Genomic DNA, 20,853 nt, shown 5'->3' with positions numbered 1-20,853 from the left:
ACACAGTCGGGTGCCAGACCGCGGCATCGATCTCCAACCCCATGAACCACCGGAACAGCAGGTTATAATCGATCTGCTCCATCAGCATCCGCTCGGAGCGCACCGAGAAGAACGCCTGCAGCAGTGTCGCCCGAAGCAGCATCTCCGGCGGGATCGAAGGCCGGCCCAGGCCCGAGTACAGGTGCTCGAAGCGCGCGTTCAGCCCAGCCAGAACTTCGTCGGCCAAGGCCCGGATCGGCCGCAACGGGTGATCGGACGGCACACGCTCCTCAAGCCGAACGTAGCTGAACAGGTTGGTCGAGGCCGCCTCACGTCCGCGCATCGATCAAACCCCGCCTCTCGCTCAGGCAGAGCGAATCATCTCCAAGGCCACACCGCCACAGACTTCTGCAGCAGCCTGCTAGAGCTTGGACGTCACGCCTTGACGGCAGGCTTGCCGACGACCTTCGCCAACCGCGCGTTCATACGTGGACCGGCCTGCTCGGATGCCGTCGCGCCGACCGCCGTATCGCCGACCATGACGGGGACCGCGTTGCAGATCTCGACGAGGCGCCAGATGACGGTGAATCCGTCTTGGACGACGTTCGCCGTCTCAAAGGGCGTCTCGGCCCCTGTGGGAAGTTTGACCGGCTGGTTATTCTGATCCTGCACGTAGTATTGCCAGACGGTATAATTTCCTTTCCCGACGCCCGTGAAGGTTTGCGTGAGGCTGAATTGGCCGCCGTTGTAGCGCGTGCCGCTCACCGGCGACGAGAACTAGCCGTTGATGTCCGTCATGATGAAATCGACGTAGGCGGCTCCCGCCCCCTGCCCGACGCCATAACTCAGTGCGTATTGTCCTTGTGGATTGGCTTGGGCGAAGTCCAAGACCTGCTTGATGTTGACGGTTTGACCAGGCGTCAGTCCCATGTCGAGCGGTTGTTTGTAATACAAGCCGACGACCTGCAAAGTAACAGCCATTGCTTCCTCCCTCTGAGGCAAGGGCCGTCATTCGCATTGGGGGACATCGACCGGCGCGATCGCGGTCTCTGGTCTTGCGATCGAATCGACGGCCTTGCTCAAGCAGAGTGCCGTGCCCACGCACACAAAACAACCTGAAAGATACAAACATCGTTTAAGTTTAGATGGAGGGCGGTCGCGACGCGTCGGCCGGGTCGTGCGCCCGTTCGGCAGCCGTGGCCGAACCGACAACCGGGACGCGCGTTCGCCCCAAGGCCCGCTCTTTGCAGGTCGCTCGCCGGCCCGTGACCGCCAGGAGACCCCATGCGCTACAATCTCGGCTGCAGCCTGTCCTACAACATCCTCTCGGACACGACCTTCATCTTCAACCTGGAGGTGGCCAAGCTGAAGAGCGTCGAGATCATCAGTGAATCCCTGGTGTTGACGCCGAACCTGAAGCGCGACGTCTACACGACGCCGGACCTGCTCAACCGTTACCTCGGCGTCAACGTGCCGATGGGTCAGTTCGCGCTCGAATACAACGCCGAGGTCGAGCTCACGGTGCACCGGGCCGACCCGGCGACCATCAACGAGACGCCGGTCGGGCAGCTGCCGCTCGACATCCTGCCCTTCCTGCTGCCGAGCCGCTTCGTCTCGTCGGACCGGCTGACGCCCTTCGCCCAGGCCGAGTTCGGGGCGATGCCGAAGGGCCACCAGCGCGTCAACGCGATCTGCAACTGGATCCACGACCACCTCACCTACAAGCCGGGCACCAGCGACGGCGAGACCACCGCCGACGAGAGCCTGCTCAAGCGCGCCGGCGTCTGCCGCGACTTCGCGCATATCGGCACCGCCTTCTGCCGCGCGCTCGGCATCCCCGCCCGGTTCGTGTCGTGCTATGCCCACGGCCTCGTGCCGAGCGACTTCCACGCGGTGTTCGAGGCCTACCTCGACGGGCGTTGGTGGCTGTTCGACGCGACGCGCCAGGCCGATCCCGACGGTCTCGTCCGCATCGGCGTCGGGCGCGACGCGGCCGAGATCGCGTTCTCGACCCCCTTCGGCAACATGCAGCCGGTCAACCAGCAGATCCGCATCACCCGTGCGGACGGCGTCGGAAGCCCAACGCCCCGGACGGTGGATGCGATCTCGACGGAGGTGCCGGCGCCGCATGGCGGGGCGGCCTGAGGTCGCGTCTCCGATGCGTCGGCATACCCAGGTGTGATAGACGAGGACGGATTGGCGGCCTCGACGAAGGAGCGACCCCGTGTTGCGATCGATCGGCGATCCCGTGCACCGACCGGTCGACATTCCCGACAGCGCCCGCGCCGCCATCGAGACGGTGGCGGCCCATCCTGCGGTTCGGGCGATTATCGTGTTCGGCTCGCGCGCCGAGGGCGATCACGATGCGCGATCCGACATCGACGTCGCCATCGAGGCGCCCGACCTCGACGGGGCGGCGCTGGACCGCCTTCGCGACCGGGTCGGGCATTGTCGAACCCTCTATCGGATCTCGGTGGCCAAGCTCGACACCATGCCGAGCGCACTCAAGGATCGCGTCCTGGCACAGGGAATCAGGATCTATGAGCGCGCGGAAGCTTGAGGACGGCCTTGGCAATCTCGAACGTGCCGTCGCCAACCTGGAACGTGCTCCGACGATCCCGACGGACGGCGAACGCGTCGCAGCCAACGACCAGGACATCGCCAAGGTCACGCCGCTCATCCGAACCACCTTCGATTTTCTCGCGCAGCGCTACCGCACGAGCTGACAGGATGGGACGCTGCTCCCCTCATCTCGCGCAGCGGAAGCCGGCATCGGCGTCAGGAGCACCCCATGGCCTACCGCCACGTCGTCGGCCCGCGGACCTGGGCGTTCGCCGACCTCGCCGAGCTGATGGCGAAGGCGACGCCGGTGCGCTCCGGCGACCGGCTCGCAGGCGTCGCCGCGGAATCGGCGGAGGAGGGGTCGGCCGCGCGCTGGTGCCTCGCCGACGTGCCGCTGCGCGAAATCCTGGCGCGGCCCCTGATCGCCTACGAGGACGACGACGTCACCCGGCTGATCCTCGACACCCATGACGCGGCGGCGTTCTCCGGGGTCGCGCACCTCACCGTCGGCGACTTTCGCGAGTTCCTGCTCACGGCCACCACCGAGACGCTGGCGCGGATCGCGCCCGGGATCACCCCGGAGATGGCGGCGGCGGTCTCGAAGATCTCGCGCAACCAGGACCTGATCCTGATCGCCCGGAAATGCCGGGTGGTCACGCGGTTCCGCAACACCATCGGCCTGCCCGGCACGATGGCGGTGCGGCTGCAGCCCAACCACCCGACCGACGACCCGGCCGGCATCACCGCCTCGATCCTCGACGGCCTGTCCTACGGCTGCGGCGACGCGGTGATCGGCATCAACCCGGCCTCGGATTCGGTGGCAGCCCTCGGCAAGCTGCTCCACCTCCTCGACGAGATCATCCGGCGCCACGCGATTCCGACGCAAGGATGCGTGCTCACCCACGTCACCACCACCCTGGAGGCGATGAACCGCGGCTGGCCGGTGGACCTCGTGTTCCAGTCGATCGCCGGCACGCAAGCGGCCAACGCCGGGTTCGGGGTCACGCTGGCGATCCTCAAGGAGGCGCACGAGGCGATGCTGGCGCTGAAGCGCGGCTCCTTGGGCGACAACGGCATGTATTTCGAGACCGGGCAGGGCTCGGCGCTGTCGGCCAACGCGCATCACGGCATCGACCAGCAGACCCTGGAGGCGCGGGCCTACGCGGTGGCGCGCCCGTTCCGGCCGCTGCTGGTCAACACCGTCGTCGGCTTCATCGGGCCGGAATACCTCTACGACGGCAAGGAGATCATCCGCGCCGGGCTCGAGGACCATTTCTGCGGCAAGCTGATGGGCGTGCCGCTCGGCGTCGACGTCTGCTACACCAACCACGCCGAGGCCGACCAGGACGACATGGACGTGCTGCTGACGCTGCTGGGCGCCGCCGGCTGCACCTACGTGATGGGCGTTCCCGGCGCCGACGACGTGATGCTGAACTACCAGTCCACCTCGTTCCACGATTCCCTCTACGTCCGCGAGGTCTTAGGGCTGAAGCGCGCGCCCGAGTTCGAGGCGTGGCTGCACGCCCTCGGCATGACGGATGCCGCCGGCACCCTGCTTCCCGCCGAGCCCGGCTCGCCGCTGCTCGCCGACGCCTCCGGGCTCGCCGCATGAGCGAGGACGCGAAGATCTGGGCGCGGCTCGCCGGCCTGACGCCGGCGCGGATCGGCCTCGGGCGGACCGGAAGCGGCCTGCCCACCCGCGAGGTGCTGCGCTTCGGCCTCGCCCACGCCCAGGCCCGCGACGCCGTGCACACGCCGATGGATGCGGACGCGGTCACCGCGGACATCGAAGCCCTCGGCTTGCCGACGCTCCGGGTCGCCTCGCAGGCGGCCGACCGCGCCGCCTACCTGCGCCGGCCCGACCAGGGCCGCGCCCTGGCGCCCGCGGATCGCGACGCCCTGGAGCGGGCGGCCGGCGATTCCGTCGACCTCGCCATCGTCGTCGCCGACGGGCTCTCGGCGCGTGCCGTGCACGAGGGCGCGGCTGGCTTCCTCGCGGCCTTCAAGCCTCACGCCGAGCGGGCCGGATGGAGCCTCGCGCCGGTGATCGTCGCGTCCCAAGCCCGGGTCGCGCTGGGCGACGCGGTCGGCGCGGCGCTGAAGGCCCGCGCGGTGGCGGTGCTGGTCGGCGAGCGCCCCGGCCTGTCCTCGCCCGACAGCCTCGGGATCTACCTCACCTTCGGCCCCCGCATCGGGCGCTCGGACGCCGAGCGCAACTGCATCTCGAACGTCCGCCCCGCCGGGCTCTCGCACGCGCTGGCCGCGTTCAAGCTCGACTGGCTCCTGAGCCAGGCCTTCGCGCGCGGGCTGACGGGGGTTTCGCTGAAGGACGAGAGCGAGGCCGCGCTCGCCGGCTCGGACGTGGCGCCGGCCCTGCCGAAGGCCTGATCGGCGGATCCGCGATCGCACCCGCGAAGGCTTCGGTGCGGCGCACCATGCGACCCGACCTCAGTATTCGGACCGCAAGCGCGGCTGTGGCGGGGTCGCAACACCGCGAAAGCATCCCGGGTTTGCCCCGAGACCTGCCTTCGACCGCCGCGATCCCGCCATAAACCGGGACCACCTCAGCATCCGCGGTAAACGGCTTTTCCCCCAACCGGTTACCGCTCGGTTACGAGCGATTCCAAGAGCGTGGTCTTGCCTCCTCGCGCAACGTCGGTCGACGCTGCGCGACGGCTGTCCGCACCCTTCGAGGGCGCGCCGACGCGTAGCGGACCGGGGGGTGCGGGACAGGTCATGGACGCGCCTACGAACGACAAGTCGAAGCTGCCGAGCCGCCACGTCACGGAGGGGGCCGACCGCGCGCCGCACCGCTCGTATCTCTATGCGATGGGTCTCACCAAGCAGCAGATCCACCAGCCGCTCGTCGGCGTCGCCTCGTGCTGGAACGAGGCCGCCCCGTGCAACATCTCGCTGATGCGCCAGGCGCAGGCGGTGAAGAAGGGCGTCGCCGCGGCCCACGGCACCCCGCGCGAGTTCTGCACCATCACCGTCACCGACGGCATCGCCATGGGCCATGCCGGCATGCGCGCCTCGCTGCCGTCCCGCGAGGTCATCGCCGACTCCGTCGAGCTGACCATGCGCGGCCACGCCTACGACGCCCTCGTGGGCTTGGCCGGCTGCGACAAGTCCCTGCCGGGCATGATGATGGCCATGGTGCGCCTCAACGTGCCGTCGATCTTCATCTACGGCGGCTCGATCCTGCCGGGCTCGTTCCGCGGCCGCCCGGTCACGGTGCAGGACCTGTTCGAGGCGGTCGGCAAGGTCGCCGTCGGCGACATGAGCCTCGAGGACCTCGACGAGCTCGAGCAGGTCGCCTGCCCGTCCGCCGGCGCCTGCGGCGCGCAGTTCACCGCCAACACCATGGCCACCGTCTCCGAGGCGATCGGCCTCGCCCTGCCGTACTCGGCCGGCGCGCCGGCCCCTTACGAGATCCGCGACCAGTTCTGCGCCACCGCCGGCGAGAAGGTGATGGAGCTGCTGGCCAAGAACATCCGCCCGCGCGACATCGTCACCCGCAAGTCCCTGGAGAACGCCGCCGCCGCCGTCGCCGCGTCCGGCGGCTCGACCAACGCCGCGCTCCACCTGCCGGCGATCGCGCATGAATGCGGCATCAAGTTCGACCTGTTCGACGTGGCCGAGATCTTCCGGCGCACGCCCTACATCGCCGACCTGAAGCCGGGCGGCCGCTACGTCGCCAAGGACATGTTCGAGGTCGGCGGCATCCCGCTGCTGATCAAGACCCTGCTCGACCACGGCTTCATCCACGGCGACTGCATGACGGTCACCGGCCGCACCATCGCCGAGAACATGGAGCGCGTGCGCTGGAACCCGGACCAGGACGTGGTCCGCTCGGCGGCAAGCCCGATCACCCCGACCGGCGGCGTCGTCGGCCTCAAGGGCAACCTCGCCACCGAGGGCGCGATCGTGAAGGTCGCCGGCATGTCCGCCGACAAGCAGGTCTTCACCGGCCCGGCCCGCGTGTTCGACGGCGAGGAGGCCTGCTTCGAGGCGGTCCAGGCGCGCACCTACAAGGAGGGCGAGGTCCTCGTCATCCGCTACGAGGGTCCGAAGGGCGGCCCCGGCATGCGCGAGATGCTGTCCACCACCGCCGCGCTCTACGGTCAGGGCATGGGCGACAAGGTCGCGCTGATCACCGACGGGCGCTTCTCCGGCGCCACCCGCGGCTTCTGCGTCGGCCATGTCGGGCCCGAAGCCGCGGTCGGCGGTCCGATCGGCCTGCTGCGCGACGGCGACATGATCACGCTGGACGCGATCAAGGGCACCCTCGACGTGGCGCTCTCCGACGCCGAGCTCGACGAGCGCCGCAAGGCGTGGACGCCGCGGACCAATTCCGCGACCTCCGGCTACCTCTGGAAATACGCGCAGACCGTCGGACCCGCCGTGAACGGCGCCGTGACCCATCCGGGCGGCGCCGAGGAGATCCAGAGCTATGCGGACGTCTAGGACCGACCGCGACCGGAAGGCGGGGCCGGCCGGGGCCGATCGTCGGCCCCGCGGCAGCCTGCGCGCGCACCTTCGCGGCGCCGCGCTCGCGGCGACGGCGGTCGCGTGCCTGCTCGTCGGCGCTCCCGCGACGGAAGCGCTCGACGCCAGCGTCCGCACGCCGGTGCCCGAGAAGAACTACCGCAGCGCCAAGGACGCGCTGCGGGCGGGCGTGCGCGAGTACAACGCCGGCGACAAGGAGGGCGCGGCCCGCGCGCTCGAATATGCCGCCGACCAGGGCCACGCGCTGGCCCTGTGGAAGCTCGGCCGGATGTACGCCGAGGGCGACGGCGTCCCGCACGACGACCTCAAGGCGTTCGAGTTCTTCTCGCGGATCGCCGATTCCGGCACGGACGACGGGCCTGACGCGCAGACCTCGGCGGTGACGGCGAGCGCCTTCACCGCGCTCGGCAGCTACTTCCTCGACGGGATCAAGGGCACCTACGTGCGCGCGAACCCCGAGCGGGCCTACGACATGTTCAACTACGCCGCGTCGTACTTCGGCGACCCGAACGCGCAGTACAACCTCGCCCGGCTCTACCTCGACGGCACCGGCGTCGAGGCCGACGCGCGCCAGGCCGCGCGCTGGTTCAACCTCGCCGCCGAGAAGGGCCACCACCCGGCCCAGGCGCTCCTGGGCGACATGCTGATGACCGGCATGGGCGGCGTGCCGGTGCAGCGCGTCCGCGGCCTGATGTGGCTGTCGCTCGCCCGCGACGGCGTCGAGGGCCGCAAGGACGCCTGGATCGTCGCGCTCTACGAGAAGAACTGGGCGTCAGCCAGCGACGAGGACCGCGCCGAGGCGCAGGCCCAGGTGCAGACGGTCGGCTCGATCAAGCGCCGCCGCTAAGGGTCCGGCCGGGCAATCGCTCGAAAGCGCTTGCCCTGTTTTTCTTGCAGCCTCAATCGCCGGCGCCCGCCTCCGCGGGCTCAGGCTTTCGCTCCGCTCGACGCTTTTCAGGACCAAGGTCCTGAAAAGCCCGCTCCGCGGGGCGCTCTTCGCGCCCTGAAGCCGCCGAACGCGGCTTCAGGCGATCGTCCTGCGACGACCCCGATCAGCCCTTGCGCGCGGCCATGGCCGTGACGAAGGACGGGCGCGCCAGGATGCGGTCGACGTAGGCCGCGAGCTTCGGCCAGCGCGCGGCGTCGACCTTCGCCTCCGCGAGGTGGAAGTTGTAGAAGCCGGCGGCGATCGAGATGTCGGCGATCGAGAACGCGTCGCCCGCGAGGTATTCGCCCGCGATCTCGCCCTCGAGGTGGTCGAACAGCGGCGGCAGGTCCGTGTCGAGCGACTTGACGACCAAGGCCTCGTCGCACGGCTTGCCCATCATGGTCGGCTTCATCACCCGCTCGCGGAACGCCACGATCAGCGGGCTGAACAGCTCGGTGTCGCCGAACTTGTCGAACCAGATCGCGCGGCCGAGCGCCTTCGCGTCGGCGGGCATCAGCGCCGGCTCGGGGTGCTTGCGCTCCAGGTACCAGAGGATCGCCGAGGAATCGGCGAGCTTGAAGCCGTCGTCGTCGATCGCGGGGATCTTGCCGAGCGGGCTCGCCGCCTGGAACGCCGTGTCGAGCGCGTGGAACATGCAGGGCACGTGCTCGTAGGAGGCGCCCTTCTCGGCAAGCGCGACGAGGATCTTGCGGACGTAGGGCGAATAGCCGGTGCCGTAGACGATCATGCTGGTTCTGGACCCGTTGGGTTGTCGGAAGCGCCAAGCCCCTACCACGAATTGGGACGAACCTTCCCTGGTGCCGGCTCATGCGGCCATTCGACCGTTCGGTCGGAACTTGGCCGTACGAGCACGGGCTTAACCGTACGAGCCCGCGCCACGCGGGTCCTGCGATTCCCCCGTCACGAAAGGATTTTCATGAAAGCGCTGTGCTGGCACGGCAAGGGCGACATCCGCTGCGACACGGTTCCCGATCCGCGGATCGAGGATGCCCGCGACATCATCCTCAAGGTGACGTCCTGCGCCATCTGCGGCTCGGACCTCCACCTGATGGACGGCCAGATGCCGACCATGGAGGCGGGCGACGTGCTCGGCCACGAGTTCATGGGCGAGGTCGTCGAGGTCGGCCAGGGCTTCACCAAGTTCAAGAAGGGCGACCGCGTCGTCGTGCCGTTCAACATCAATTGCGGCGAGTGCCGGCAGTGCCGGCTCGGGAACTGGTCGGTCTGCGAGCGCTCGAACCGCAACGGCGCCATGGCGGCGGCGCAGTTCGGCTACCCCACCGCGGGCCTGTTCGGGTACTCGCACCTCACCGGCGGCTATGCCGGGGGCCAGGCCGAGTACGTGCGCGTGCCGATGGCCGACGTGGCGCCGATGCTGGCGCCCGAGGGCGTCGATGACGAGTCGCTCTTGTTCCTCACCGACATCCTGCCGACCGGCTGGCAGGGCGCCGAGCATTGCGAGATCAAGGGCGGCGAGGTCATCGCGGTCTGGGGTGCGGGTCCGGTCGGCCTGTTTGCGATCCAGTCGGCCAAGATCATGGGCGCCGAGCGCATCATCGCCATCGACACGGTGCCGGAGCGCCTTGCGCTCGCCCGCACCTACGGCGCCACCGACATCATCGACTACGCCAAGGAGGACGTGTTCGAGCGGATCAAGGAGATCAGCAAGGGCGAGGGCGCCGACGGCGTCATCGACTGCGTCGGCATGGAGGCCAGCGCCGGCCACGGCGTCGCCAGCCTCGTCAACACCCTGCAGGAGAAGCTGACCTCGACCGAGCGGCCTTACGCGCTGATGGAGGCGATCAAGGCGGTGCGGCCCTGCGGCATCGTCTCGGTGCCCGGCGTCTACGGCGGCCCCATCCCGGTCAACATGGGCATGATCGTCCAGAAGGGCCTGACCATGAAGAGCGGGCAGACGCACGTGAAGCGCTACCTGGAAACGCTGACCAAGCTGATTTAGGCGGGGAAGATCGACATGACGTCGATGATCACCCACCGCTCCACCAACCTCGCCGACGGGCCGGACCTCTACAAGACGTTCCGCGACAAGAAGGACGGCTGCGTGAAGGTCGTGTTCCACCCGAACTGAGGGTTCGGGCGGCGGATCGCCTCCGGGCGGATCACGCCGCCCGCTTGTTCGCCGTCGGCGCGAAGTGGCCGAGGTAGCGCGTGCCGATCGCCGTCACCGGCAGCACGACGAAGACGTCGGTGGTGCCGAACTGGCGGTCGATCACCGCCCCGTCGCCGAAGGTCGCCCCGACGCGGAGGTACCCCTTGATCAGCGGCGGCAGCGCCTGAAGCGCCGCCTTCGGGTCGATCGCCTCGCGGTCGAGCCGGTCCATCGCCACGTAGCGCTCCGGCAGGGCGCGGGCGCACCAGCCCTCGGGGGCGCGGGCGTGGTGGTGCAGGAAGCTCAGGGGCAGGGCGAGGCGGGCCGGATCGGTGCCGTCCAAGCTGGCGCAGCCGATCAGCGCGTCGACGCGGTGGTGCAGCACGTAGGCGTAGATGCCGGCCCAGAGCAGCTCGACGGTGCGCTTGGTGCGATAGGGCTTCAGCACGCAGGAGCGTCCGAGCTCGAGCAGGCGCTTGCCGGGATGCGCCGCGAGCAGTGGCGCGATGTCGAACTCGGAGGCCGAGTAGAAGCCGAAGTTGCGCTCGGCCGCCTCGCCGCGGAGCAGGCGATAGGTGCCGACCACCTTCGGACGCGCCTTCCGGAACGGCTTGGCGTCGGTCGCGGCGTGGTCGATCACCAGGAGGTGGTCGCAGACCGCGTCGTAGGCGTCGACGTCGCGCCGCGACAGCATCGCCATGCCCGTCGGGATCGCCGACATCTCCTCGTAGAACACTTGGTAGCGCAGCCGCTGCGCCCGGCGGATCTCGGACTTGCGGGTCGCGAGGCAGACTTCGAGGTTGCCGATGCGGCCGAGGCTCGGGCCCAGCTCCGGCAAGGCGTTACCCGCCCCCTTGGCCTTGAAGCGGATCGGGGTGGCGCCGGGCGGGATCAGGCTGCGGCCGCCGAAGCCGGGCAGCGTCCCGTCCGCCGACTTGCGCTTCAGCTTCGCGATCGGCGACTCGACGTTGTCCCACCCGTTGGCCCGGATCGCGTCCCAGGCCGCGGAGGCCCCGCGCGTAAACTTCGCGACCATGGTCGACGCCTTCCGGGGCTTTCCGAACGCGCCCCCGCGGGGCGACCGGCTCCAGGCCCTGGAACCGGACACAACCACGAAGCCCGCACGCTTTTATGACAGGCCCGCGCCGACGCCCGTGCACGCCCCGCGAGGCCGCCGAAAACGCCCCGCGCCGACGCCCGTGCACGCCCCGCGAGGCCGCCGGTCGTCGGGTCTCAGACGAACTGGTTGAGGCCGGGGACCGAGCCGACGATCGGCCCCATCACGTCCTCGCCCGCCTTCTCGCGGCCGTAGGCGAACAGCTCCTGGCCGAGCGGCTGCATCTGGCCCATCGGCACGCCGGCCGACATCAGCTTCTGGCCGAGCGCCATCACGCCGCCGCCCATCATGCCGCCGAGCATGCCCATCAGGCCCCCGCCGCCGCCCTCTTCGGCGTTCGAGGTGGCGACCAGGGACTCGGAGCCCGGCATCGACGCCATCAGCTGGCTGACCTCGTTAGCGGGGCCTTCCTTCTGGAGGAAGGCCAGGATGTGCCCGATCGCGGTCTGCGCCGTCGCGGCATCGAGGCCCGTGCGGTTGGTCACGCGGGCGATGAGTTCTTCCATGGTCGGCAGCTCCCGAGGGTGTTTCCTCGTCATTCGGGCCTGGACGCGCGGAAATCAAGCCGAACGCCCGCGCATCTGGCAAAGCCGGGCTCCGGCGCCCATAACCGTGACGATCGGCGCGAAGGGGATTGGGCGGATGGCGGGCGACGGCAGCATCCTGGTTGGAAAGAGTCCCCAGAAAGCGGGGCCGCCGAAGCCGGAGGTGCTGACGCTCAAGCTCGCCAACCGGCACGGTCTGGTGGCCGGCGCGACCGGCACCGGCAAGACCGTCACCCTGCAGGTGATGGCCGAGGGCTTCTCGAACGCCGGCGTCCCGGTCTTCGCGGCCGACGTGAAGGGCGACCTGTCGGGGCTGGCGGCGGCCGGCGAATCCAAGCCGGTCTTCGTCAAGCGCGCCGAGGAACTCGGCATCGCCTACGAGCCCGACCGCTTTCCAACGGTGTTCTGGGACCTGTTCGGCGAGCAGGGCCACCCGATCCGCTGCACCGTGACCGAGATGGGGCCGCTGCTGCTGGCACGCCTCCTCGAACTCAACGACACGCAGGAGGGCGTGCTCAACATCGCCTTCCGCGTCGCCGACGAGAACCAGTGGCCGGTGATCGATCTGAAGGACCTGCGCGCGCTGCTGGCCTTCTGCTCGGAGAACCTCAAGACGATTTCGGGGACCTACGGCAACGTCTCGGCGGCCTCGGTCGGCGCGATCCAGCGCCAGCTCCTGATGCTCGAGAACCAGAACGCCGACCGCTTCTTCGGCGAGCCGGCCCTGAACCTCGAAGACTTCATGCGGACCGACCGCGACGGGCGCGGGTTCGTCAACATCCTGGCCGCCGACAAGCTGATGCAGCGGCCCCGGCTCTACGCCTCGTTCCTGCTGTGGATGCTCTCCGAGCTGTTCGAGCAGCTGCCCGAGGTCGGCGACCTGGAGAAGCCGAAGCTGGTGTTCTTCTTCGATGAGGCGCACCTGCTGTTCAACGATGCGCCGAAGGCGCTGCTGGACGCGGTCGAGCAGGTGGTGCGGCTGATCCGCTCGAAGGGCGTCGGCGTCTACTTCGTGACGCAGAACCCCCTCGACGTGCCGGAGACGGTGCTGGGCCAGCTCGGCAACCGGGTGCAGCACGCGCTGCGCGCCTTCACCCCCCGCGACCAGCGGGCCGTGAAGGCGGCCGCCGAGACGTTCCGGCAGAACCCCGGCTTCGACGTGGCGGAGGCGATCACCCAGCTCGGCGTCGGCGAGGCCCTGGTCAGCTTCCTGGAGCCGAAGGGCACGCCGTCGGTGGTCGAGCGCGCCCTGATCGCCCCGCCGCAGGGCCGCGTCGGGCCGCTGACGCCGGCCGAGCGCGCCGACCTGATCGCCAAAAGCCCGCTGCGCGGCAAGTACGACGAGGCGATCGACAGCGAGAGCGCCTACGAGATGCTCGCCAAGCGCAAGAACCTCGACGCCGCCCCGGCCGAGGCGGCGCAGGCTTCGGAGGGGGGCCTCGGCGGCCTGCTCGGCGGCATCGTGGGCAGCGTCTTCGGCAAGCCCGCCGCCAAGGCCGGCCGAAAGGCCCCGCAGAGCCTCGCCGAGCAGGTCGTTTCGAACGCCGCGCGCTCGATGGCCCGCAGCGTCGGCACACAAGTCGGCAACGCCATCCTGCGCAACGTGCTCGGCGGGTTGATGAAGCGGTAGCGCCGGGGCCGGCCCCGCGCTGGCCGCGTCAAGTCAGAGGCAGGGATCGTCCGCCGCCTCGAGCCGGCCCGACGCGATGGCGGCGAGGAAGGCCTCGTAGTCGGCCGCGTTCTGGTCGCCGTAGGCGTGCGCCCAGTCGGCCAGGGCCTCGCGCAGGTCCGCGTGGCGGTCCTTGCCGCAATAGCCGGCGATGGCGGCCGCGTCGCCGGTGCGGGCATGCGCGCGGGCGAGCAGCGCGCCGTAGGCCCAGGAGAAGTACAGCAGCGGCTGCCCGGTCATGCACGAGACCGGGATCTCGCCCTTCATGTTCTTCATCTGCCGCACGTAGAACGGGCGGTCTTCGATCGTGGTCCAGCCGAGCAGCGGGTCTCCGACGCCCTGTAGCAGGCGCTGGCCGTAGATCACCCGCTCGCCCTCGTGGCTGGCATAGGGCTCGGGCATGCCGGGCAGGTAGGGGGCGTGGGCCGGGCGCACGGCCTCCTTCACCTGCAGGAAGAGCACGTCCTGGTCGGAGTTGCCGCAGAGCAGCGCCACGTAGGCGCGGGTCCCGACGCTGCCGACCCCGACGACGCGGTGGGCGACGTCGACGACGTGGTAGCGGCTCAGCATGAACCGGCGCTCGCGCGGCAGCGTCTCGGCGTAGTGCTCCAGCCCCGTGATCACCGCCTCGCGGGTCTCGTCGTCGACCCCGGTGAGGATCGGCGCGTCCTCGCGGAAGCGCCAGCCGCCGTCGACGCGGCGCTCGCCGACGCGGGCGAGCAGGCTCTGGTTGTTCTTCTTGCGCGCCTTCTCCACCGCCTTGCGCACCACCGCCTGCGACGCCTCGTCGATCCGGACGCCCGAGACGTCGAGCCGGTCGGCGCGGGTCGCCTGCTGCCAGACGTCCAGCGAGCCCTGGGGCGCGAGGTCCAGCATCGTGTGCTGGTAGCCGCCGACCGCCGCCATCACCGCCTGCCGCCGCGCCTCGGCCGGAACCGCATCCTCGCGGGCGGCGACCTCGATGCTGGCGACGAGCCGTTTCAGGTCCCACTCCCACGGGCCGATCGTCACCTCGTCGAAGTCGTTGAGGTCGAGCACGACGTCGCCCTGCGGCGTCCCGAACAGGCCGAAGTTCGAGATGTGCGCGTCGCCGTTCATCACCACGTTGATGTCGCTGCGCGGGCCGTGCGCGAGGTCCCAGGCCATGACGTGGGCGGCGCCGCGCAGGAACGCGAAGGGCGAGCTCGCCATGCGCGCCACCCGCAACGGGACGAGCCTCGGCTGGCGGCCTTCGTGCGCCCCCACGATCAGGTCGACGGGGTCCGGCCGGTCGGAGGGAAGGTCGAGGGCCGCGTGGGCTTCGTGCGGCACGGCCTCGCGCAGGCGCTTGCCGGCGGCGCGGCGCTTGTCCCAGGGCTCGCCGCCGGTCCGCAGATCGATGTGCGGATAGTCGGCCAGCGGCTCCAGCACGACCTCTTCGGCCGCCTCGTGCGCGTCGCGTCCGTCCTTGTCCTGACTTTGATCCTGCGCTGGTCCGGGCACGGTCTCGGCCTCGCCGAAGGCGTCGTCGCCGCTCATCTGATTCGGTCGTTCCATGCTCGGTCGTCCCAGGGCTGCCGGCGTCTCCCGGTGGCGCTGAACAACCTGAGCCGGATAACTTTGTTGCGGAGCCGGGGATTATGTCGCCGCGAAAGGCGTGGACAACGCCGGCGCGCCTACCCCGCCGCCAGCTCCACCGTCACGGGGACGTGGTCCGACGGCTTCTCCAGGCCGCGCAGGTGCTTCTGCACCGAGGCCGAGACCAGCCGGTCTGCGGCCTGCGGCGAGAGCAGGAGGTGGTCGATGCGAATGCCGAAGTTCCGCGACCAGGCGGCGGCCTGGTAGTCCCAGAAGCTGTAGAGGCAGGGGCGCGGGTCGCAGGCGCGAACCGCGTCGGTCAACCCTTCGGCCAGCAGCGCGCGGAACGCCGCCCGCGTGGTCGGCAGGTAGAGCGCGTCGTCTGCCCAGGCCGTGGGCTCGGCCGCATCCTCCGGCTCGGGGATGACGTTGTAGTCGCCCGCGAGCACCAGCGCGGTCTCCTCGCGCATCCGCGCGATCGCGTGAAGACGCAGCCGCTCCAGGAAGGCGAGCTTGTAGGGGTATTTCGGGCTCGCCACCGGGTTGCCGTTCGGCAGGTAGATCGAGGCCACCCGCACCGGCGCGACCCCGTCCCCGCTGACCAGCGCCTCGACGTAGCGGGCCTGCTCGTCCTCGGCGTCGCCCGGGAGCGCGCGCAGCACGGTGGCCGGATCGTAGGTCAGCGGCGCGCGGACCAGCAGCGCGACGCCGTTATAGGCCTTCTGCCCCACCGCCTCGACGGCATAGCCGGCCGCCTCGATCTCGGCGCGCGGGAACGCCTCCTCCTGGCACTTCAGCTCCTGCAGGCAGACCACGTCCGGCTTGGCCTCGTCGAGGAAGGCGAGCAGGTGCCCGACCCGCTGCTTGATCGAATTGACGTTCCACGTGGTGATGCGCATCGCTGGCGTCCTGGAGGGCGGAGCCCGTCGTCTGGCGTCCTGAAGGGCGAAGCCCGTCGTCTGGCGGCTTGTGAGGGCGGAGCCCGTCATCGGGCCTTCGCACCGGCCTGACAAGCGGAAGGCCGGGCGCGTCGCCGCCCGCTCACGCAACGAGGCCGCCGGTGGACTGGTTCGAACCGATCGGCGCCTATTGCGAGCGGGGCGGCGCGGCGTTCTGGGCGGAGCCGGTCAACGCCCTGTCCAACGCCGCCTTCCTCGTCGCCGCCGTCGCGGCCCATCGGCGCGCCCGCGCGGCGGACGACCGGGCCGGCGTCGCGCTGGCGCTCCTGACGGCGGTCGTCGGCATCGGGTCGTTCCTGTTCCACACGCTCGCCGTGCGTTGGGCCATGCTCGCCGACGTCGTGCCGATCGCCGTGTTCATCCACGCCTACTTCTACCTGGCGATGGTGCGGTTCCTGCGATTCGGGCAGTTCGCCGCATGGGCGGCGACGCTGGCCTTCGCGGGCTTCGGCTTCGGGCTCGTCCCGGCCCTCGACGCCGTCGCCGGCCGCTCGGTCGAGGTGCTCACCAACGGCTCGATCGACTACCTGCCGGCGGTGCTGGCGTTGGTGGGCGTCGCCCTCGGGCTCCGCGGCGTGGACGACCCGGCCGCGACCGGCCGGCGGCTCGTGGCGCTGGCGGCGCTGTTTTCCGTCTCGCTCGCCTTGCGCACCGCCGACCGGGGCGTCTGCGCGCTCGTGCCCGTCGGCACCCACTTCCTCTGGCACGTCCTCAACGCCGCGGTGCTCTACGGCTTGGTCGTCGCGGCCGTCCGGCATCGCGAGGCGGTTTCGCGGCGGTGACGGAGGAACCTCGGGATGCGCCCCGGCGCCCGGCCGATTTCTTGCGCCTCCCGGCAAATCGAGGCAGAAGGGCGGCGCCGCAGCCGATGGGGCGCGCGGCGTTCCCCGCGCTCGTCCACGCCGGCCGACAGGCCGCCGACGGCGCAGGGCAGAAGGCTTGCGAAAACCACCATGTCCCAGAGCCTCCGCCTCGGTGTCGCCGGTCTCGGCACGGTCGGCGCCGCCGTCGTCCGGATGGTCGCGCGCCGGGCCGCCGCGCTCGCCGCCGCGACCGGCCGCGACATCCGCGTCGTCGCCGTCTCCTCCCGCGACCGCACCCGCGACCGCGGGTTCGACGTCGCCGGGCTGCACTGGTTCGACGATCCGGTGGAGATGGCGCGCTCGGCCGAGGTCGACTGCGTGGTCGAGCTGATCGGCGGCTCGGAAGGGCCGGCCAAAGCCGTGGTCGAGGCCGCGCTCGCCGCCGGCAAGCCGGTCGTCACCGCGAACAAGGCGCTGCTGGCGCTCCACGGCGCGGCGCTGGCGAAGTCGGCCGAGACCGCGGGCGTCGCGCTCGCCTACGAGGCGGCGGTCGCGGGCGGCATCCCGGTGATCAAGGCGATCCGAGAGGGTCTGGCCGGCAACGCCGTGAGCCGCGTCTACGGAATCATGAACGGCACCTGCAACTACATCCTCACCCGGATGGAGCGCGAGGGCCTGACCTTCGAGGCCTGCCTCAAGGACGCGCAGGCCCTGGGCTATGCCGAGGCCGACCCGACCTTCGACGTCGAGGGTTTCGACACCGCCCACAAGCTCGCGATCCTCACGAGCCTCGCCTTCGGCACCTCGATCGACGCCGAGGGCGTCTCGGTGGAGGGCATCTCCGGGGTGAAGCCCCTCGACCTACGGATGGCCGAGGAGCTCGGCTACCGGATCAAGCTGCTCGGCGTCGCGCAGGCGACCGAGGCGGGGATCGAGCAGCGCGTGCACCCGACCATGGTGCCGAAATCCTCGAGCATCGCCCAGGTGATGGGCGTGACCAACGCGGTGACGATCGATGCCGACGCCGTCGGCGAGCTGACCCTGATCGGCCCGGGCGCCGGCGGCGAGGCGACCGCCTCCGCGGTGGTCGCCGACATCGCCGACCTCGCCGCCGGCCTGAGCCGCCCGACCTTCGGCTGCCCGACCGCGTCCCTGCGCCCGGCCGAGCGGGTCGAGATGCAGCGGCACGAGGGCGGCTATTACATCCGCCTCACGGTCCACAACCGGCCCGGCGTCGCGGCGGGCGTGGCCACCCGCATGGCCGAGCGCGAGATTTCGCTGGAGAGCATCCTGCAGCGCCGCACCAGCGAGATGGCGGAAAGCGATCCGAAGGGCCGCTCCGGCCAGCCGGTGCCGCTGGTGCTGATCACCTACGCGGCGACGGAGGGGAACATCCGCGCGGCCCTCGACGCCATCGCCGGCGACGGGCTGCTGGCCGAGGCGCCGCAGCTCATCCGGATCGAGCGCGAATAAGCCTGTTCGGCGCCCAACAGAACGGCACTATCGTTCCGATCCCGCCCAAAATCGAAAACCCAAGTTATTTTCGTGCATCCTAGCCGCGGTAGGCTGTAGGAGCAGGGGCACCGAAAACGTTCGGGCCGCGGGAAGGGCTTGGGAAACGATGGACGAGGCGCTCATGCAGGGCTCGCGGAGCGTCGTCGCGCGCACGCTCACCCTCGAACTCGCACGCGTGACCGAGCGCGCGGCCATCGCGGCGGCGGCCCTGCGCGGGCAGGGCAACGAGAAGGCCGCCGACCAGGCCGCCGTCGACGCGATGCGGGCCGAGCTCAACGCGCTGCCGATCGACGGGACCGTGGTGATCGGCGAGGGCGAGCGCGACCGGGCGCCGATGCTGTTCATCGGCGAGCGCCTCGGCAGCGGCGGCGGCCCCCGCGTCGACCTCGCGGTCGACCCGCTGGAGGGCACGACGCTCTGCGCCAAGGACATGCCCGGCGCGATCGCGATCATGGCGATGGCCGAGCGCGGCTCGCTGCTCGCCGCCCCCGACGTCTACATGCAGAAGATCGCGATCGGCCCCGGCTATCCGCCCGGCCTCGTCGACCTCGACGCCAGCCCCGCCGACAACATCGCCGCGCTCGCCCGCGCCAAGGGCGTGCCGACCTCGCAGATCGTCGCGATCGTCCTCGACCGGCCGCGGCACGGCGACCTCGTCGCCGCGATCCGCGCCACGGGGGCGGGCGTCCGCCTGATCTCCGACGGCGACATCGCCGGGATCATCTTCACCAACTCGCCCGACGAGACCGGCGTCGACATCTATCTCGGGATCGGCGCGGCGCCCGAGGGCGTGATCGCGGCCGGCGCGCTGCGCTGCATCGGCGGCCAGATGCAGGGCCGGCTAATCCTCGACACCCTGGAGAAGCGCCGGCGGGCGCAGGACATGGGCATCGGCGACCCGAACCGGAAATACGAGCTGACGGATCTGGCCCGCGGCGACGTCACCGTCGCGGCGACCGGCGTCACCGACGGGGCGCTTCTGCGCGGCGTGCGCTTCAAGCCCGGCGTCATCGAGACGGAGACCGTGGTCTACCGCTCGGCCACCGGCACGGTGCGGCGCATCCTCGGCGAGCACCGCCGCGCCGAGCGCAACGCGGACTGATCGAACGCGAACGCCGTCCGCCGGGGCTTCCCCCCGCGGACGGCGCGGTCGATTCCTGCTCAGTTCAGGACGACGACCTTGGTGCCGACGTTGACGCGGCTGAACAGGTCGATCGCATCCTGGTTGATCATGCGGATGCAGCCCGACGAGACGCTCTTGCCGATCGAGTTCGGATCCAGCGTGCCGTGGATGCGGAACAGCGTGTCCTTGTTGCCCTGCCACAGGTACATGGCGCGGGCGCCCAGCGGGTTGCGGTTGCCGCCGGGGACGCCGACGCCGCTCGGCAGCGTGTCGACCTCGCGCGCCAGGTGCGGCGTGCGGGCGATCATCTCCTTCGGCGGGTACCAATCCGGCCAGGCCTGCTTCAGGTTCACCGTCGCGGCGCCCGACCACGAGAAGCCCTGCTTGCCGACGCCGACGCCGTAGCGCCGCGCCCGGCCGTCCGCCTGGACCAGGGTGAGCTGGTGCGCCCGCGGGTCGACCACGATCGTGCCGGGCTCGTAGGGGCCGGTATAGGCGATCTCCTGGCGCAAGAACGCCGGGTTGGCCTTCTTCCAGTTGAAGGCCGCCACCGGGAACGCGTCGTCGGCGATCGCGCCGTAGGCCTTGTCGTAGTTGATCGGGCCGTTGTCGACCGGCCGGTTGATCGCCGCGGCCATCGCCGGGGAGAGCTGGTTGGCGCCGGGCTTCGGGCCGACGGTGAGCGGCGCGGCGGGCGCGTCGGCCGGGCTCTCCTGCAAGGTCTCGGGCGGGCGCCCGGCGAGCTGCTGGCGCTCGGGGATGGGGCGGCGCTCCGAGGCCGTGGCGCGGTCGGGCACGGCGCGGCCGAACTCGACGCGGCCGGCATAGGGCTCGTAGCGGCCGCCGCGGAGGCGGTAGAGCGCGCCGGACTGGTCCTGGAACAGGCGGTCGTCGTCGCCGACGCCGTCGATGGCGCTCGACGCGAGGGCGCCCCGTCCCTGGGCGTGCACGGGTGCGGTCGCGGACAGGCTCGCGAGGCCGGTCATCGCGCCGGCGAGCAGGAGGCTTCGCAAAGTATTCGGCATGGCGGTTCGAAACGTCCTTGATCCGAGGTCCCCGGGCCGGCGACGGGCCGGCACGGAACCTTGAGTCACGCGGTCGAGCGGCAGGCGGCCGCGATCCGGTGGTGACGGGCAAGGCTTAGCAAGTCACGGCCCGTCGCGTCATCCTTCGCCGCGTTGCGGAATCCGTTTCCTGGGGCGGCGTCGATTCCTTGCAACGGTGGCTGCCCTGTCGACCGAGGTCTTCAACGGGGCGCGGCCCGGCCGCGACACCTCAAGTGTCGCGCAACCGCCGGGCCGAAATCTGACCCGTGAAATCCGCCGGCGTCGCGGCGGCAAGCCTTTACCATGTGCCGTCCTCGTCGGCAGAGCGGGGACAAGTTGCGACGGGGCGATTGATTTGTCGCCCGACCTGACGGCAACAGTATCGCAGCCCTCTCGATCTTCGGACATCT

20 protein-coding genes and 1 pseudogene are annotated in these 20,853 nt (G+C 70.5%); 12 read left to right on the top strand and 9 right to left on the bottom strand.

Features of this window, described 5'->3' with window-relative positions; all coding sequences use genetic code 11:
- The 3 genes from FV234_RS09590 to FV234_RS09580 form a co-directional block, all read right to left on the bottom strand.
- On the bottom strand, nucleotides 1-322 hold a 322-nt coding region (locus FV234_RS09590), incomplete at its 3' end, for a transposase (protein ID WP_147828945.1).
- A 92-nt stretch (nucleotides 323-414) separates the two neighbouring features.
- Entirely contained in the window at nucleotides 415-744 is a 330-nt protein-coding gene (locus FV234_RS09585; RefSeq protein WP_147828943.1) for a hypothetical protein, read from the bottom strand.
- Nucleotides 745-756: 12 nt separating this feature from the next.
- Entirely contained in the window at nucleotides 757-960 is a 204-nt protein-coding gene (locus tag FV234_RS09580; RefSeq protein ID WP_147828941.1) for a hypothetical protein, read from the bottom strand.
- A gap of 303 nt (nucleotides 961-1,263) precedes the next feature.
- Here FV234_RS09580 and FV234_RS09575 point away from each other — a divergent pair, with 303 nt between their 5' ends.
- The 7 genes from FV234_RS09575 to FV234_RS09545 all read left to right on the top strand — a co-directional run bounded on the left by FV234_RS09575 (nucleotide 1,264) and on the right by FV234_RS09545 (nucleotide 7,897).
- The gene (locus FV234_RS09575) at nucleotides 1,264-2,124 is read left to right on the top strand and encodes a transglutaminase family protein (RefSeq protein ID WP_147751885.1); all 861 of its coding nucleotides are present in this window, start codon (nucleotides 1,264-1,266) and stop codon (nucleotides 2,122-2,124) included.
- Nucleotides 2,125-2,206: 82 nt separating this feature from the next.
- The gene (locus FV234_RS09570; protein WP_210250874.1) at nucleotides 2,207-2,539 is read left to right on the top strand and encodes a nucleotidyltransferase domain-containing protein; all 333 of its coding nucleotides are present in this window, start codon (nucleotides 2,207-2,209) and stop codon (nucleotides 2,537-2,539) included.
- Complete coding sequence (locus FV234_RS09565; RefSeq protein WP_147762304.1) at nucleotides 2,520-2,705, top strand: hypothetical protein; 186 nt, start codon at nucleotides 2,520-2,522, stop codon at nucleotides 2,703-2,705. The genes FV234_RS09570 and FV234_RS09565 overlap by 20 nt, the downstream gene beginning before the upstream one ends.
- 65 nt (nucleotides 2,706-2,770) lie before the next feature.
- Complete coding sequence (locus FV234_RS09560; protein WP_147828939.1) at nucleotides 2,771-4,153, top strand: ethanolamine ammonia-lyase subunit EutB; 1,383 nt, start codon at nucleotides 2,771-2,773, stop codon at nucleotides 4,151-4,153.
- Nucleotides 4,150-4,929, top strand: a complete 780-nt coding sequence (gene eutC, locus FV234_RS09555) for an ethanolamine ammonia-lyase subunit EutC (protein WP_147828937.1) — start codon at nucleotides 4,150-4,152, stop codon at nucleotides 4,927-4,929. Before FV234_RS09560 ends, eutC begins: the two co-directional genes overlap by 4 nt.
- 348 nt (nucleotides 4,930-5,277) lie before the next feature.
- Nucleotides 5,278-7,008, top strand: coding sequence for a dihydroxy-acid dehydratase (gene ilvD, locus FV234_RS09550; protein WP_147751880.1), 1,731 nt, complete (start codon nucleotides 5,278-5,280; stop codon nucleotides 7,006-7,008).
- A complete protein-coding gene (locus FV234_RS09545) occupies nucleotides 6,995-7,897 on the top strand; it encodes a tetratricopeptide repeat protein (RefSeq protein WP_147828935.1) in 903 nt (300 codons plus the stop codon). Before ilvD ends, FV234_RS09545 begins: the two co-directional genes overlap by 14 nt.
- A 205-nt stretch (nucleotides 7,898-8,102) precedes the next feature.
- Here the strand turns inward: FV234_RS09545 and FV234_RS09540 are convergent, their stop codons facing one another.
- Complete coding sequence (locus tag FV234_RS09540) at nucleotides 8,103-8,726, bottom strand: glutathione S-transferase family protein (protein WP_147828933.1); 624 nt, start codon at nucleotides 8,724-8,726, stop codon at nucleotides 8,103-8,105.
- 189 nt (nucleotides 8,727-8,915) lie between these two features.
- Here FV234_RS09540 and FV234_RS09535 point away from each other — a divergent pair.
- Nucleotides 8,916-10,088 (top strand): annotated as a pseudogene (locus FV234_RS09535) (zinc-dependent alcohol dehydrogenase).
- Nucleotides 10,089-10,119: 31 nt separating this feature from the next.
- Here the strand turns inward: FV234_RS09535 and FV234_RS09530 are convergent.
- Both FV234_RS09530 and FV234_RS09525 read right to left on the bottom strand, forming a co-directional pair.
- Nucleotides 10,120-11,145 carry a GNAT family N-acetyltransferase gene (locus FV234_RS09530; protein ID WP_147828931.1) on the bottom strand — a complete coding sequence of 342 codons (1,026 nt, stop codon included), beginning with the start codon at nucleotides 11,143-11,145 and terminating at the stop codon, nucleotides 10,120-10,122.
- A 197-nt stretch (nucleotides 11,146-11,342) separates the two neighbouring features.
- Nucleotides 11,343-11,765: a DUF2780 domain-containing protein gene (locus FV234_RS09525; protein ID WP_348643055.1), complete on the bottom strand. Its 423-nt coding sequence runs from the start codon at nucleotides 11,763-11,765 to the stop codon at nucleotides 11,343-11,345.
- A 103-nt stretch (nucleotides 11,766-11,868) separates the two neighbouring features.
- Here FV234_RS09525 and FV234_RS09520 point away from each other — a divergent pair, with 103 nt between their 5' ends.
- On the top strand, nucleotides 11,869-13,401 hold the full coding sequence (locus FV234_RS09520; RefSeq protein WP_147762298.1) for a helicase HerA-like domain-containing protein: 1,533 nt from the start codon (nucleotides 11,869-11,871) through the stop codon (nucleotides 13,399-13,401).
- Nucleotides 13,402-13,434: 33 nt separating this feature from the next.
- Here the strand turns inward: FV234_RS09520 and FV234_RS09515 are convergent, their stop codons facing one another.
- Entirely contained in the window at nucleotides 13,435-14,976 is a 1,542-nt protein-coding gene (locus tag FV234_RS09515; protein WP_246686154.1) for a DUF2252 domain-containing protein, read from the bottom strand.
- A gap of 119 nt (nucleotides 14,977-15,095) precedes the next feature.
- The gene (gene xth, locus FV234_RS09510) at nucleotides 15,096-15,896 is read right to left on the bottom strand and encodes an exodeoxyribonuclease III (RefSeq protein ID WP_147828927.1); all 801 of its coding nucleotides are present in this window, start codon (nucleotides 15,894-15,896) and stop codon (nucleotides 15,096-15,098) included.
- 161 nt (nucleotides 15,897-16,057) lie between these two features.
- On the opposite strand from xth, the gene FV234_RS09505 reads away from it, so the two are divergent.
- The 3 genes from FV234_RS09505 to glpX all read left to right on the top strand — a co-directional run bounded on the left by FV234_RS09505 (nucleotide 16,058) and on the right by glpX (nucleotide 19,376).
- On the top strand, nucleotides 16,058-16,738 hold the full coding sequence (locus FV234_RS09505) for a ceramidase domain-containing protein (protein ID WP_147828926.1): 681 nt from the start codon (nucleotides 16,058-16,060) through the stop codon (nucleotides 16,736-16,738).
- A 171-nt stretch (nucleotides 16,739-16,909) separates the two neighbouring features.
- The gene (locus tag FV234_RS09500; protein WP_147828925.1) at nucleotides 16,910-18,232 is read left to right on the top strand and encodes a homoserine dehydrogenase; all 1,323 of its coding nucleotides are present in this window, start codon (nucleotides 16,910-16,912) and stop codon (nucleotides 18,230-18,232) included.
- 148 nt (nucleotides 18,233-18,380) lie between these two features.
- Nucleotides 18,381-19,376, top strand: a complete 996-nt coding sequence (glpX, locus tag FV234_RS09495) for a class II fructose-bisphosphatase (protein ID WP_147828923.1) — start codon at nucleotides 18,381-18,383, stop codon at nucleotides 19,374-19,376.
- A gap of 59 nt (nucleotides 19,377-19,435) precedes the next feature.
- On the opposite strand, the gene FV234_RS09490 is transcribed toward glpX, so the two are convergent.
- Nucleotides 19,436-20,422, bottom strand: coding sequence for a L,D-transpeptidase (locus FV234_RS09490; protein ID WP_187273630.1), 987 nt, complete (start codon nucleotides 20,420-20,422; stop codon nucleotides 19,436-19,438).
- Nucleotides 20,423-20,853 lie beyond the last annotated feature (431 nt).

It is taken from the genome of Methylobacterium sp. WL8, from assembly GCF_008040045.1.
Classification (GTDB): Bacteria; Pseudomonadota; Alphaproteobacteria; order Rhizobiales; family Beijerinckiaceae; genus Methylobacterium; species Methylobacterium cerastii.
Note: the sequence above shows the minus strand (reverse complement) of the source record. Positions and strands in the feature narration are given on the sequence as shown.

Excerpts from the sequence above, each read along its gene's own strand:
- FV234_RS09580 (WP_147828941.1), bottom strand. The coding sequence starts at position 960 with ATGGCTGTTACTTTGCAGGTCGTCGGCTTGTATTACAAACAACCGCTC.
- FV234_RS09575 (WP_147751885.1), top strand. The coding sequence starts at position 1,264 with ATGCGCTACAATCTCGGCTGCAGCCTGTCCTACAACATCCTCTCGGAC.
- FV234_RS09565 (WP_147762304.1), top strand. The coding sequence starts at position 2,520 with ATGAGCGCGCGGAAGCTTGAGGACGGCCTTGGCAATCTCGAACGTGCC.
- FV234_RS09560 (WP_147828939.1), top strand. The coding sequence starts at position 2,771 with ATGGCCTACCGCCACGTCGTCGGCCCGCGGACCTGGGCGTTCGCCGAC.
- eutC (WP_147828937.1), top strand. The coding sequence starts at position 4,150 with ATGAGCGAGGACGCGAAGATCTGGGCGCGGCTCGCCGGCCTGACGCCG.
- ilvD (WP_147751880.1), top strand. The coding sequence starts at position 5,278 with ATGGACGCGCCTACGAACGACAAGTCGAAGCTGCCGAGCCGCCACGTC.
- FV234_RS09545 (WP_147828935.1), top strand. The coding sequence starts at position 6,995 with ATGCGGACGTCTAGGACCGACCGCGACCGGAAGGCGGGGCCGGCCGGG.
- FV234_RS09540 (WP_147828933.1), bottom strand. The coding sequence starts at position 8,726 with ATGATCGTCTACGGCACCGGCTATTCGCCCTACGTCCGCAAGATCCTC.
- FV234_RS09530 (WP_147828931.1), bottom strand. The coding sequence starts at position 11,145 with ATGGTCGCGAAGTTTACGCGCGGGGCCTCCGCGGCCTGGGACGCGATC.
- FV234_RS09525 (WP_348643055.1), bottom strand. The coding sequence starts at position 11,765 with ATGACGAGGAAACACCCTCGGGAGCTGCCGACCATGGAAGAACTCATC.
- FV234_RS09520 (WP_147762298.1), top strand. The coding sequence starts at position 11,869 with ATGGCGGGCGACGGCAGCATCCTGGTTGGAAAGAGTCCCCAGAAAGCG.
- FV234_RS09515 (WP_246686154.1), bottom strand. The coding sequence starts at position 14,976 with ATGGAACGACCGAATCAGATGAGCGGCGACGACGCCTTCGGCGAGGCC.
- xth (WP_147828927.1), bottom strand. The coding sequence starts at position 15,896 with ATGCGCATCACCACGTGGAACGTCAATTCGATCAAGCAGCGGGTCGGG.
- FV234_RS09500 (WP_147828925.1), top strand. The coding sequence starts at position 16,910 with ATGTCCCAGAGCCTCCGCCTCGGTGTCGCCGGTCTCGGCACGGTCGGC.
- glpX (WP_147828923.1), top strand. The coding sequence starts at position 18,381 with ATGGACGAGGCGCTCATGCAGGGCTCGCGGAGCGTCGTCGCGCGCACG.
- FV234_RS09490 (WP_187273630.1), bottom strand. The coding sequence starts at position 20,422 with ATGCCGAATACTTTGCGAAGCCTCCTGCTCGCCGGCGCGATGACCGGC.